Annotated in this window: 14 protein-coding genes; 6 read left to right on the top strand and 8 right to left on the bottom strand. The window is 68.0% G+C overall.

The features are described 5' to 3' along the window. Positions 1–92: 92 nt before the first annotated feature. From SY91_RS31385 to SY91_RS31415, 7 genes are all read right to left on the bottom strand, one after another. Positions 93–1,595, bottom strand: coding sequence for a M81 family metallopeptidase (locus SY91_RS31385; protein WP_023476390.1), 1,503 nt, complete (start codon positions 1,593–1,595; stop codon positions 93–95). Next, positions 1,592–2,881 carry a Zn-dependent hydrolase gene (locus SY91_RS31390; RefSeq protein ID WP_023476391.1) on the bottom strand — a complete coding sequence of 430 codons (1,290 nt, stop codon included), beginning with the start codon at positions 2,879–2,881 and terminating at the stop codon, positions 1,592–1,594. The genes SY91_RS31385 and SY91_RS31390 overlap by 4 nt, the downstream gene beginning before the upstream one ends. Before the next feature lie 34 nt (positions 2,882–2,915). Next, the gene (locus SY91_RS31395; protein ID WP_006481111.1) at positions 2,916–3,617 is read right to left on the bottom strand and encodes an ABC transporter ATP-binding protein; all 702 of its coding nucleotides are present in this window, start codon (positions 3,615–3,617) and stop codon (positions 2,916–2,918) included. After that, positions 3,614–4,381: an ABC transporter ATP-binding protein gene (locus SY91_RS31400; protein WP_043887620.1), complete on the bottom strand. Its 768-nt coding sequence runs from the start codon at positions 4,379–4,381 to the stop codon at positions 3,614–3,616. The genes SY91_RS31395 and SY91_RS31400 overlap by 4 nt, the downstream gene beginning before the upstream one ends. Next, on the bottom strand, positions 4,378–5,421 hold the full coding sequence (locus tag SY91_RS31405; RefSeq protein ID WP_006481109.1) for a branched-chain amino acid ABC transporter permease: 1,044 nt from the start codon (positions 5,419–5,421) through the stop codon (positions 4,378–4,380). The genes SY91_RS31400 and SY91_RS31405 overlap by 4 nt, the downstream gene beginning before the upstream one ends. Continuing rightward, positions 5,418–6,278 (bottom strand): branched-chain amino acid ABC transporter permease, encoded by an 861-nt coding sequence (locus SY91_RS31410; RefSeq protein WP_006481108.1) that lies wholly within the window; start codon positions 6,276–6,278, stop codon positions 5,418–5,420. Before SY91_RS31410 ends, SY91_RS31405 begins: the two co-directional genes overlap by 4 nt. Before the next feature lie 70 nt (positions 6,279–6,348). Beyond that, entirely contained in the window at positions 6,349–7,557 is a 1,209-nt protein-coding gene (locus SY91_RS31415; RefSeq protein WP_023476392.1) for an ABC transporter substrate-binding protein, read from the bottom strand. Between the two features lie 229 nt (positions 7,558–7,786). On the opposite strand from SY91_RS31415, the gene SY91_RS31420 reads away from it, so the two are divergent. Both SY91_RS31420 and SY91_RS31425 read left to right on the top strand, forming a co-directional pair. Further along, positions 7,787–8,644, top strand: coding sequence for a FadR/GntR family transcriptional regulator (locus SY91_RS31420; RefSeq protein ID WP_023476394.1), 858 nt, complete (start codon positions 7,787–7,789; stop codon positions 8,642–8,644). A gap of 17 nt (positions 8,645–8,661) precedes the next feature. Then, entirely contained in the window at positions 8,662–8,952 is a 291-nt protein-coding gene (locus SY91_RS31425; RefSeq protein ID WP_023476395.1) for a hypothetical protein, read from the top strand. 164 nt (positions 8,953–9,116) lie between these two features. On the opposite strand, the gene SY91_RS31430 is transcribed toward SY91_RS31425, so the two are convergent. Next, on the bottom strand, positions 9,117–9,299 hold the full coding sequence (locus tag SY91_RS31430) for a hypothetical protein (protein ID WP_023476396.1): 183 nt from the start codon (positions 9,297–9,299) through the stop codon (positions 9,117–9,119). Here SY91_RS31430 and SY91_RS31435 point away from each other — a divergent pair. The 4 genes from SY91_RS31435 to SY91_RS31450 are packed head-to-tail and all read left to right on the top strand — an operon-like array spanning position 9,298 to position 12,762. Further along, positions 9,298–10,014: an ABC transporter permease gene (locus SY91_RS31435; RefSeq protein WP_043887622.1), complete on the top strand. Its 717-nt coding sequence runs from the start codon at positions 9,298–9,300 to the stop codon at positions 10,012–10,014. The genes SY91_RS31430 and SY91_RS31435 overlap by 2 nt on opposite strands. After that, positions 10,011–10,922: a glycine betaine ABC transporter substrate-binding protein gene (locus tag SY91_RS31440; protein WP_023476398.1), complete on the top strand. Its 912-nt coding sequence runs from the start codon at positions 10,011–10,013 to the stop codon at positions 10,920–10,922. The genes SY91_RS31435 and SY91_RS31440 overlap by 4 nt, the downstream gene beginning before the upstream one ends. Before the next feature lie 11 nt (positions 10,923–10,933). Then, positions 10,934–11,587, top strand: coding sequence for an ABC transporter permease (locus SY91_RS31445; protein WP_006481104.1), 654 nt, complete (start codon positions 10,934–10,936; stop codon positions 11,585–11,587). After that, complete coding sequence (locus SY91_RS31450) at positions 11,584–12,762, top strand: ABC transporter ATP-binding protein (RefSeq protein WP_011694963.1); 1,179 nt, start codon at positions 11,584–11,586, stop codon at positions 12,760–12,762. Before SY91_RS31445 ends, SY91_RS31450 begins: the two co-directional genes overlap by 4 nt. Positions 12,763–12,814: the final 52 nt, after the last annotated feature.

Raw genomic sequence — 12,814 nt, forward strand, 5'->3', positions numbered from 1 at the left:
TGGATTGCCCGACCCTGCTGCTCGACGGGCCGGCGCCATCGCATGATGCCCGAAAGCGGGCCGACCCGGCGTCTCGTTCCGGTTCGGTTCCGTCAATCCGTGCGTCGCGTGTCCGACGACCACTCGACGATGTCGTCGAGCGGATACACCGGCCGCGCGAGCCGCTCGTAGCGAAACAGTCCGTAGTCCGAGCCCGTCACGCCGCGGCTGTCGCATTCGACCAGCGCGGACGAAATCGGCACGAACACCGGCCGGCAATACATCCGCGACTTCAGCAGCAGGAAGCGCGCGCGGCGCGGATCGACGCCCACGCTCTCGAACACGCCGAGATCCCACGGCTCCTGCGTGCGCTCGGTGACGACGAGCGTGGCCGTGCCGATGTCGAGCACGGCCGCGCGGCCCATGTACGCACGCTGCCCGGTATACGTCGGCCCGGTGATCACGTATTCGCCGTCGGTGATCGCGCGCACGATGCCCGTCGCGCGAAACGGTTCGCGCCGCACGCCGCCGTGCGACGGCAGCCGGTTGCCGACCGGCACCGTGACGGTTGCGCCGACGCCCGCGTCGATCAGCGCCGCGACCGCGTCCGGGTCGCACAACGGTCCGCTGACGATCCCGTCGAGCCCGTGCGCGAGCGCGGCTTCGAGCAGGTCCATCGTGTCGCACGGGCCGCCCGACATGCAGTTGTCGCCGTGATCGAGCATCAGCACGGGGCGGTCCGCGCCGTGCGCAAGCGCGGCGGCCTGCGCGACCGATTCGGCGAGCGGCGCGCTGCGATAGACGAATTCGTCGCGCGCATCCCAGATCTGCCGCGCGATGCGCTCGGCCACTGCGTCGGCGGCGGCGCGGTCGCCATCGGCCACCACGACCACACTGATGCACGGTGCAGGAATATCCGCGAGCGAGAAGCCGGGCAGGATCGACACCGCGAGCATCCCGTCGGCCTCGGCCGCGCGCGCGGCCTCCACCGCGCGCCGCATTGCGCCTTCGGCGCTCGCGCTGCGCAGCGTCGACGTCATCAGCGGCGGCTGCCGCCACGCGAGCACGGGCCGCGCGCGGCCGTACAGCCGGTCGAGCAGCAGCCGCGCCACGTGCTCGCCGGTCTCGTACATGTCGACGTGCGGATAAGTCTTGAAGCTGACGAGCACGTCCGCGTTGTCGATCATCTTCTGCGTGACGTTCGCGTGCAGGTCGAGCGCGACCGCGATCGGCGCGTCGGGCAGCGCCGCACGCACGCGCGCGAGCAGGTCGCCCTCGCCGTCCGCGCTCTGTTCGGCAACCATCGCGCCATGCAGGTCGAGCATCACCGCGTCGCAGCCCGGCGCCGCGGCGACGATCGCATCGCAGATCGCCGCATACGCGTCGGCCGCGACCGGCCCGCTGGGGTTCGCAGCCGCCGACACGGGCGTCACGATGTCCGCGCCCGCGCGTTCGGCCGCGTCGATGAACGCCGCCATCGCGGTACGCATCCCGCGATTCGCGCGATACGCGTCGTCGCCCCAGTCGGGGCCGTTGCGGCCGAACGCGGCGAGCGGCGTCGGCACCGGCGAGAACGTGTTGGTCTCGTGGTTCATCCGGGCGATCAGGATCTTCATCGCGCTTGGCCCTCCGCGATCCCGGCCGCGGCCAGCATCGCATGCAGCAGCACGTTGCAGCCGGCTTCCAGATGCGCCGGATCGGCGTCTTCGATCTCGTTGTGGCTGATGCCGTCCTTGCACGGCACGAAGATCATCGCGGTCGGCGCGACGCGCGCGAGATACACCGCGTCGTGACCCGCACCGCTGATCACGTTCATCGACGACAGCCCGAGCGCGCTCGCGCCGGCGCGGACCTGCTCGACCAGCGCCGGATCGAACGGCTGCGGCGGAAAGTACACGACCGGCTCGATGTCGATCCGCATCCCGGCCGCCGCGCCGTGGTCGGCACATGCCGCACGCAATTCCGCATCCATCGCCGTCAGCGTCGCGTCGTCGGCCGCACGCAGGTCGACGGTCAACGTCACACGGCCGGGAATCACGTTGCGCGAATTCGGGTGCACGTCGACCCAGCCGACCGTGCCGCGTCCGTGCGGCGGATGCGCACGCGCGATGCCGTTCACCGCACGCACGAGATCGGCTGCGACCAGCAGCGCGTCGCGGCGCAGTTCCATCGGCGTCGGGCCCGCATGCGCCTCCATCCCGTGGACGGTCACGTCGTACCAGCGCTGTCCGAGCGCCCCGTCGACCACGCCGATCGTCGTGTCATGCGCTTCCAGCACCGGCCCCTGCTCGATATGCGCTTCGAAATACGCGCCGACCGGATGCGCGCCGTGCCCCTCGTCGGCACTGCCCGCATAGCCGATCGCGGCCAGCGCATCGCGCACCGACACGCCGTCGCGGTCGCATTGCGCGAGCGCATGGTCGAGCGTGAACGCGCCCGCGAACACGCCGGAACCCATCATCACCGGCACGAAGCGCGACCCTTCCTCGTTGGTCCAGACGGCCACCTCGAGCGGCGCGCGCGTGCGAACCCCGGCGTCGTCGAGCGTACGCAGCACCTCGAGGCCGGCCAGCACGCCGTAGTTGCCGTCGAACTTGCCGCCAGTGGGCTGCGTGTCGATATGGCTGCCCGTCGTCACGGGCGGCAGGTCGTCCCGTTCGCCCGCGCGCCGCGCAAAGATATTGCCGATCGCATCGACGCGCACCGTGCAGCCGATGTCCTTCGCCCATGCGACGAACAGGTCGCGCGCGTCGCGATCGAGTTCGGTGAGCGCGAGGCGGCACACGCCGCCCTTGTCGGTCGCGCCGATCCGCGCGAGCCGCATCAGGCTGTCCCACAGCCGCGCGCCATCGACGCGCAAGCCGGACGCCGCGACGCCCGGAGTCAAATCCTGTACTTGCATCGTTGCCATTCCTCGCATTGAAAGGGCACGGCGCTCATGCCACACCGACACCCAGGTAGCGGTCCTTCACGTCATGATCGGCCGCGAACGCCGCGTTGCTGCCTTCGTAGACGATCACGCCCTGTTCGATCACGAAGTGGCGGTCCGCGAGCTGCGTGCACACTTCGAGGTTCTGCTCGACGAGCAGGATCGCGACGCCGGCCGCCTTGATCCGCTTCAACTGCTCGACGATCTCCTCGACGATCACCGGCGCGAGCCCCTCGACCGGCTCATCGAGCATCAGCAGCCGCGGATGATTCATCAGCGCGCGGCCGATCGCGAGCATCTGCTGCTCGCCGCCCGACAACTGCGCACCGCCGTTGCGGCGGCGCTCCTTCAGGCGCGGAAAGATCCGGTAGATATCGTCGAGCTGCCACGGCGAATCGCGGCGCGCGCCGAGCCGCAGGTTTTCCTCGACCGACAGCAGCCGGAAAATCCCGCGATGCTCGGGCACGAAGCACAGTCCGCCCGCGGCGATCCGGTGCGCCGGCTGCCCGGCCACCGGCCGGCCCGCGAACGTCACCGTGCCGCCGGTCGGCGCGACGACGCCCGCGATCGTCTTCAGCGTCGTCGATTTACCCGCGCCGTTGCGGCCGAGCAGCGTCACCGTCTCGCCTTCGTTCACGTTCAGCGAAATGCCCTGCAGCACGTGGCTCTTGCCGTAGCACGCGTGCACCTCCTTCACGTCGAGCATCATGCGCGGCCTCCGGTGATCATGTTGCCGAGATACGCGCTGCGCACGCGCGCGTCGCCGCGAATCACGTCGGGTTGGCCTTCGACCAGCACGCGCCCCTGCTGCATCACCGTGATCGTGTCCGAGATATCCATCACGATGCCCATGTTGTGCTCGATCAGCACGACCGTGTAGTCGTCGCGCAGGCCGCGGATCAGCGCCTTCATGTCGTCGAGATCGTCGATGCCCATGCCCGACGTCGGCTCGTCGAGGAAGATCGCGCGCGGCCGCGCCGCCAGCGCCATGCCGACCTCGAGCCGGCGTTGCTGGCCATGCGACAGCACGCCGGCCGCCGTGTCGGCGAAGCGCTGCAGGCCGAGCCGCTCGAGGACGTCGTCGACGATGCCGTCATGCGCGAGCGCGCCGCGCGGCGGCGTCCACGGATTCAGCGCCCGCCGCGATTCGACGCCCTGTGCGGCGACGCGCAGGTTCTCGCGCACGCTCAGGTTCGGAAACAGGCTCGTGACCTGGAACGAGCGGGCGATGCCGCGCCGCACGCGCTTGTGATCGGGTTCGTGCGACACGTCGTGACCGTCGAACAGGATCGAGCCCGACGTGATCGGCAGCGTGCCCGTCAGCGTATGGAACAGCGTCGTCTTGCCCGCGCCGTTCGGGCCGATCACCGAATGCACGGTGCGCGGCATGATGCGCAGATCGACGCCGCCCAGCGCCGTGAATTTGCCGTAACGCTTGACGATGCCGCGTGCTTCGAGAATCGCTTCGCTCATTGCCGCTCCTTGACCGTGACCGCCGCGCGATCGCCACGCCGCAGCGACGCCACGATGCGTTCGCCCAGCCCCCACAACCCGCGCTGCATGAACAGGCTGACCGCGATCAGCACGAGGCCGAGCAGCAGCAGCCAGCGCGGCCACAGCGTCGACAGCCAGTCCGCGAACAGCACGTAGAACGCCGCGCCGAGCACCGACGCGAACAGGTTGCCCGTGCCGCCGATCACCGTCATCACGAGGATCATTTCACTCGTGTGATAGTCGATGTTCGACAGCGGCGCGATGCCCGTCATCAGCGCGTGCAGCGCCCCCGCCAGGCCCGTGACCGCGCCCGAGATCACGAACGCCGCGAGCTTGAAGCGTTTCACGTCGTAGCCGGCCGCCGCCGCGCGCGCCTCGTTGTCGCGAATCGCGAGCAGCGTGCGGCCGAACACCGAGCGCGACACGCGCAGCAGCAGCCAGAACACCGCGACGAACAACACCGCGACGAAGCCGTAGTAACGCCACGGCGAATCCAGCGCGACGAGCGGATGCCCGAACGCGGCGAGCGCGGGGCGCGGGATGTCGAGCAGCCCGTTGTCGCCGCCCGTCACATCCGGCGTCGTATACGCGAGGAAGTAGAACAACTGCCCGAACGCGAGCGTCAGCATCACGAAGTAAGTGCCGCGCTGCCGGATCGAGAACCAGCCGACGAGTGCGGCCGCGACGGCGCCGAGCACCGCCGCCGCCAGCAGCGCGACGCTCACCGATGCGACACCGCGCGTCAGCACCAGCCCCGCCGCGTAGCTGCCGAGCCCGAAGAAGATGCCCTGCCCGAACGACAGCAGGCCCGTGTACCCGAGCAGCAGGTTGCAGCCGAGCGCGGCGAGCGCGAACACCAGCACTTCGGTCGCGAGCGAGCCCGAACTCAACACGAGCGGCAACACGCACGCGGCGACCACCGCGAGCCAGCCTTCCGGCCGCTGCAGCACGCCGCGCCACGGCCGCGGGCGTTGCGACGCCGCCGCGCCCGGCGGCAACGGTTTCGACGAATCGATCATGCGGCCCTCCCCAGCAAACCGTTCGGACGCAGCAGCAGTACGGCCGCCATCGCGACGTAGATCATCAATCGCGCGCCTTCCGGCCACAGCGTGCTCATCAGGCTCTGCACGATGCCGACCAGCAGCCCGCCGACGAGCGCACCGAGAAAATTCCCCATCCCGCCGACGACGACCACGACGAACGCGACGCCGAGCGCCTCGATCCCCATGAACGGATCGACGCCGCGGATCGGTGCGGCGAGCACGCCGGCCAGCGCGGCCGTCGCCGCGCCGAGCGCGAACACGAGGCTGAACACACGCGTCACGTTGATGCCGAGCAGCGACACCATCTCCGTCGACTCGCTGCCCGCGCGCACCGTACTGCCGAGCCGCGTACCTTCGAGCACCCACCACAGCAGCGCGGCGAGCACGGCCGTGAAGCCGATCACGAACAGCCGGTACTTCGGATAGACGAAGCCGCCCCAGATCACGACGCCGTTCAGCGCGTCGGGCGGCGGCACGTTGTCGCCGAGCGGGCCCCACGCGAGGATCGCGCACTCCTGCAGCACGAGCGCGAGGCCGACCGTCGCCAAGATGTGAAATTCGTGCTGCTGCGCGTACACGTGGCGCAGCACCAGCTTCTCGACGATCCATGCGAACGCGCCGACGACGAGCGGCACGATCGCGAGCGCGACCCAGAAATTCGCCGACCATTGCAGCGCCTGGTAGCAGAGATACGCGCCGAGCAGATAGAACGCGCCGTGAGCGAAATTCACGAAGCGCAGCAGGCCGAACACGATCGACAGGCCGACGGCGAGCAGGAAATACAGCATGCCCACGCCGATGCCGTTGACGATCTGCAGCAGATAGACGTTCATGGCTTCCGTGTCGGAGAGGAAGGTAACGGACGCCCGCGGCGCGCGTGGCGCCGCGAACGCATGCACGGCGTCACGCGAGCTTGCAGCCCGTCTTGTCGAGCGGCAGGAACGACTGGCCGGAGCTGACGATGTCGGCATAGTCGTCCGCGTTCTTCATCCGGCTCTTCGGCTTGCCCTTCAGCAGGTAGTAGTTCTTCAGCACCTGGTGGTCGCCCTTGCGGATTTCCTCCGGACCCGTGAGCCCGTCGTACTTCATCCCTTCCATCGCCGCGACGACCTTCTTCGGATCGGCGCTGCCGGCCTTCACCATCGCGTCGATCAGGATCTTCGAGCAGATGTACGAGCCCGCGAGGCTGTAGTTCGGGTTCGCCTTGAACGCGGCGTTCGCGCGCTTCACGAGATCGCGGTTCAGCGGCGAATCGATGCCGTGCCAGTACTGCGCGCCGAAATACACGCCGTCGCAGATGTCCGGCCCGAGCGCCTCGAACTGCTCGAGGCCCGATGCCCACGCGAGCAGGATCGTGCAGTTGCGCTTCATCCCGAAGCTGACGGCCTGGCGCAGCGTGTCCGACGATTGCGAGCCGAAGTTCAGGATCAGCAGCACGTCCGGCTGCGCGGCCGCCGCATTCGTCAGGTAGCCGCTGAACTCCTTCTCGGCGAGCGAGTGATAGCTGTTGCCGACGTGCTCGATGCCCTTCTCCTTGAAGACCGCCTTCGCGGCCGACAGCAGGCCGTCGCCGAACACGTATTGCGGCGTGATCGTGTACCAGCGCTTCGCCTTCGGCAGCATCTGGATCAACGGGCGCACCGTCTGCTCGATCGCGCCGAAGGTCGGCACCGACCAGCGGAACGTCGCCGCGTTGCAGTCCTTGCCGGTGATCTCGTCCGCGCCGGCCGTCGTGATGAACACGCCGTCCGCCTTCTGGACTTCCTTGCCCATCGCCAGCGATTCGGACGACAGGATGCCGCCCGCGAAGAAACGCACGCCCTTCTGCTGCGCGATCTCCTGCACGCGCCGCACGGCCGTCGCGGGCTTGCCCTCGGTGTCGAGCGCCGTATAGGCGAGCGGCGCGCCGAGCACCTTGCCGTATTGCTTGACGGCGAGCTGCATGCCGAGATCGGCGTACTTGCCGTTGGCGGCGAACGGGCCGGACATCGGCACCGGGCAGGCAAGCTGGATGGGCGCGCCCTGCGCGAACGCGACCCGGGACGACATGCTGCCGAGCGCGCCCGGCACGGCCGACAGCGCGGCCAGTTTCAACAGTTCTCGGCGATTCAAGTTGACGCTCCTCATGAGGGGGACACACGCGATACGACCGACTGCCAAACCGTGCCCACGCCACTCTTCGATGCGCGCCGCCGGTTGATCCTATTTATCATGATAAATAGAATCAACCTGATGCTAGAGTTGATCAAAATTGGTGTCAATCAGGCAAAATTCCGTACCCGCGCCGGGACCGATCGTCGACGATGACGCGGGCGCGCGGTCAGACAAAGGAGTCGTGAAGATGGTCATGGACCGAGCCAGGGCGGGCCTCGCGGTCGAAATCAAGCAGCCGAAGCGGGCCGACCTCGTCGCCGAGGAGATCAAGCGGCTGATCACCGAGAAGGACCTGAAGCCGGGCGACCGCCTGCCGCGCGAGGCCGAGCTGCAGCAGCTCTATGCGGTGAGCAAGAGCACGATCCGGGAGGCGCTGAAATCGCTCGAGGTGCAGGGGCTCATCAAGGTCACGACAGGGCCGTCGGGCGGCGGGATGGTCGTCGAGGTGCCACTCGACCGCACGCTTCAGTTGCTGCAGAACTACCTGTTCTTCAAGGACGTGACGATCGACGACATCTATACGGTGCGCAAGCTGCTCGAACCCGAGCTCGCTGCCGGCGCCGTACCGCACCTGACCGAGCGCGACTTCGCGGCGCTGGAATCCAACATCGCGTGCTGCGACGGCGGGTCGGGCGTGCACGATCGCGGCCACATGCTGCGTCAGCGGCAGGAGGACACGACGTTCCACGACATCCTCGCGGCCGCGAATCCGAATCCGTTCCTGCGCTTCAGCTGCGAACTGATCAACGAGATGATCCGGCAATTGATCGAGTTCCGGAACGATACGCCGCTCGCCGAGCACAAGCGCTTCGGCGAGGCGAACGTATCGATCCACAAGGCGATCCTGCAGGCCGCGCGCGAGCGTGATGCCGAACGCGTCCGTGCGCTGATGGTCGAGCACATGACCGAAGCGCCCAAGCATGTGAAGCGGATGAAAGGCAAGCTGCGCGGGCGGCTGATCCTCGATTCCGAGATCCGCAGGCGGGCCGCCGCCGCACCCGTCGCCGAATCCGGTACGGCCGCGGCGGACCCGGAAGAACGCTGAGCCGCGGCACATGCGGCGTGGCGTCGAGGGCTGCAAGGGCCGACCGCTTCGCGGGAATCGAAGTCGTCGAATATCGCGCGGCACTCGGCGTGCTCGGGAAGACCGCGCCGACGATCGCACGCGTGCGCCGCGACGACGGTTTTACCGAACTGATTCGGTCTTCGAATCAATTTTTACGCACGCAGCGCTTCGCTACCGCGCTCCCGGCGACGCATCGCCGCGATCTCCCGCGGGTAGACGCGATTTATCGATTGTTCTATACTCGCGTCAACTTCATCACAAAACGCATGATCTCGTGCGTAACGTGATGCCATTTCGCACTTCGTTGCGCATGCATCCGTTTCGCCACGTCAAAGGGGCCTCCGGCCCCAGCGGTCGGCTTCCAGCCGTCCGCATCCATGCCGTCTTCACAGGACGGTGCCCTGCTCGAACGCGCCTCGCCGTTACGGCGCCGCCGGGCTGAACCTGACAATCAGACGAACGCGTCGTTGCGTTCACCCGACCGCCAGCCGCACCTCGGTGCAGCCGGCAGCACTGTTTCCGTCAGTTCAATCGCGGCCATGCCGGGATCACGAACTTCCATCGCGACGCCATGCGGCGTCATCGCGGCGTGCGCCTGCGCGCGCCGCACCGAATCGAGGAGGCGTATCTTCATGACTCGACGCACTGTCCAGCGGGTGGGCAGCCTGGTGGCAATCATCGCCGTGGGATGGGCATTGGCGCGCGGCATTGGCGCCGAAACGTTCCATCAGCGCGCGGACGATCTCGCCTACTACGCGGGCCAGCACATGCTGCTGGTCGTCTATTCGATGACATTGGCCATCGCCGTGGGCGTGCCCGCCGGCGTGCTGCTGAGCCGGCCGCGATTCCAGCATCAGGCCGAGCGCTTCATGCAGGTCTTCAACATCGGCAACACGATCCCGTCGCTCGCGGTGCTCGCCATCGCGCTCGGCATCTTCGGCATCGGCAACGTGCCCGCGATCGTCGCGCTGTTCCTCGCGTCGCTGCTGCCCGTCACGCGCAATGCGTACGAAGGCATGAAGAACGTGCCGGCCGCGCTGCGCGAGGCCGCCAAGGGCATCGGCATGACCGGCTGGCAGTCGCTGGTTCGCGTGGAGCTGCCCAATGCACTGCCGATCATCGTCGGCGGCGTGCGCACCGCGCTCGCGATCAACGTCGGGACGGCGCCGCTCGCGTACCTGATCGGCGCGGACAGCCTCGGCTCGCTGATCTTCCCGGGCATCTACCTCGACAATCAGCCGCTGCTGCTGCTCGGCGCATCGCTCACCGCGATCCTCGCACTGGTGCTGGACGGCATCGTCGCGGCCGGCAGCCGCCATTGGCTCGCACGCCATGGAGGTGCCGCATGACGCTTCATCGCATCCTTCGATCGCTCGCACGCCTGTGCGCCGCCAGTGCGCTGTGCGTCGCGGCCGGCACGCCGGCATTCGCCGCGAAGCTCGTGCTCGGCGCGAAGAACTTCACCGAGCAATACGTGCTCGCGGAACTCACGTCGCAGTACCTGCGCTCGCGCGGCTACGACGTCGAAGTCCGCGCCGGGCTCGGCAGTACGCTCGCCCGCAGCGCGCTGGAGAACGGCCAGTTCGACCTGATGTGGGATTACACGGGCACCGCGGCGCTCGTCTACAACAAGATCCAGGACAAGCTGTCGCCCGAGGAAATGTACCGGCGCGTCAAGGCGCTCGACGTGCCGCGCGGGCTCGTGTGGCTCGACGCGTCGCCGCTCAACGACACCTACGCGATCGGCCTGCCGAGCCAGCTCGCGCAGGCCACCGGCATCCGGACGGTGTCGCAGCTCGCCGAGCACCTGAAGACCGATCCGGCGGCGAAGCATTACGTGTTCGGCATGGACGCGGAATTCGCGAACCGCCCCGACGGCCTCAAGCCGCTGCTCGCCGCCTACGGCATGCAGTTCAGCCGCGCGCAACTGAAGCAGATGGACCCGGGGCTCGTCTATACGGCCCTGCACAACAACCAGTTGAAGATCGGCCTCGTCTACACGACCGACGGACGCGTGAAGGGCTTCGGCATCGTGCCGCTCGAGGACGACAGGCACTTCTTCCCGCCGTACAACGCGACGCCCGTGGTCCGCCAGGACACGCTCGCGCACAACCCGAAGCTCGCGGCGCAGCTCAACGCGCTGTCGGCCGCGCTCGACAACGATGCGATGCAGGCGATGGCCAAGGCGGTCGATCTCGATGGCAAATCGCCGCGCGACGTCGCCGATGCATTCCTGCGCACCCACCCGCTACCTTGAAGGAGCAACCGATGAGCGTATTCGACTATCTCGCTTCGAGCTGGCCCGAGCTGCTGCAGCTCACGCTGCAGCACGTGTGGCTCGTCGCGATCGCCGTGGGCTGCGCGATCGTCGCCGGCGTACCGCTCGGCATCCTGATCAATCGCCACGACTGGCTCGCCGGGCCGCTGCTCGGCATTGCCACGCTCGTGCTCACGCTGCCGTCCATCGCGCTGTTCGGCCTGATGATCCCGTTGTTCTCGCGCTTCGGCCAGGGTATCGGCGCCGCGCCCGCGATCACCGCCGTGTTCCTCTACTCGCTGCTGCCGATCATGCGCAACACCTACCTCGCGTTGCACAACGTGGAGGCGGGGATCAAGGAAGCCGGCACCGGCATCGGCATGACGTCGTGGCAGCGCCTGCGCCTCGTCGAGCTGCCGCTGGCGGTGCCCGTGATTCTCGCGGGCGTGCGCACCGCGGTCGTGATGAACATCGGCGTAATGACGATCGCCGCCGTGATCGGCGCGGGCGGCCTCGGCACGCTGATCCTGCGTGCGATCGGACAGAGCAGCATGATGAAACTGCTGGTGGGCGCGGTGCTCGTGAGCCTGCTCGCGATCGTCGCCGACCGGCTGCTGCAGATGCTGCAACGTGCATTGACACCGAAGGGAGTGCAGAAGACATGATCGAACTCGACAAACTGACCAAGACCTTCACGCGCAAGGACGGCCAGGCCGTGCGCGCGGTCGACTCCGTGAGCCTGTCGGTGCCCGAAGGGGAAATCTGCGTGTTCCTCGGCCCGTCGGGCTGCGGCAAGACCACCACGCTGAAGATGATCAACCGGCTGATCGCCGCGACATCGGGCCGCGTGCTGATCAACGGCGAGGATACGGCGCAGCTCGACGAAGTCGACCTGCGACGCCACATCGGCTACGTGATCCAGCAGATCGGGCTGTTCCCGAACATGACGATCGAGGAGAACATCACCGTCGTGCCGCGCCTGCTCGGCTGGGACAAGAAGCGCTGCGCCGAACGCGCGCGCGACCTGATGTCGATGGTCGCGCTCGATCCGAAGCTGTACCTGAAACGCTATCCGCGCGAGCTGTCGGGCGGGCAGCAGCAGCGCATCGGCGTGATCCGCGCGCTGGCCGCCGATCCGCCCGTGCTGCTGATGGACGAGCCGTTCGGCGCGGTCGATCCGATCAACCGCGAATCGATCCAGAACGAGTTCTTCCAGATGCAGCGGCAACTGAACAAGACCGTGATCATGGTGAGCCACGACATCGACGAAGCGATCAAGCTGGGCGATCGCATCGCCGTGTTCCGGCGCGGCCAGCTCGTGCAGTACGATCACCCCGACACGTTGCTGGCGCGCCCGCGCGACGAGTTCGTCGCGCAGTTCGTCGGCCAGGACAGCACGCTCAAGCGCCTGCTGCTCGTGAAGGCCGGCGACGCCGCCACGCAACCCGAAACGGCGCGCGTCGATACGCCGCTCGCGCATGCCTTGGCGGTCATGGACGAAACCGACTGCCGCTATCTGACCGTGCTCGACGACGCGGGCCGGGCGCTCGGCTACGTGACGCGCCGCGCGGCACGCACCGACGGCGGCGGCGTGTGCGGCGAACGCGTGACGCCGTTCCCGGCCGGCGTCGCGGCGGACGACAACCTGCGCATCGTGCTGTCGAAGATGTATCAATACAGTGTGTCATGGATGCCGGTGCTCGACCCCGACGGTGCGTGGCTCGGCGAGATCACGCAGGATTCGATCGCCGCGTACCTCAGCTCGGGCCGATCGCGCCGGCAAACCGGCCAGCCGCCGGGCAGCCCGGCCGAGGCGGTTGCCGCGGTCGCCACGTCCTGAGTCGCGCCCGGGCCGGCGCTTCGTGGCGCCGGTTTCGGGAAGCGGATCGATG

Source organism: Burkholderia cenocepacia, from assembly GCF_014211915.1.
Lineage (GTDB): Bacteria > Pseudomonadota > Gammaproteobacteria > Burkholderiales > Burkholderiaceae > Burkholderia > Burkholderia orbicola.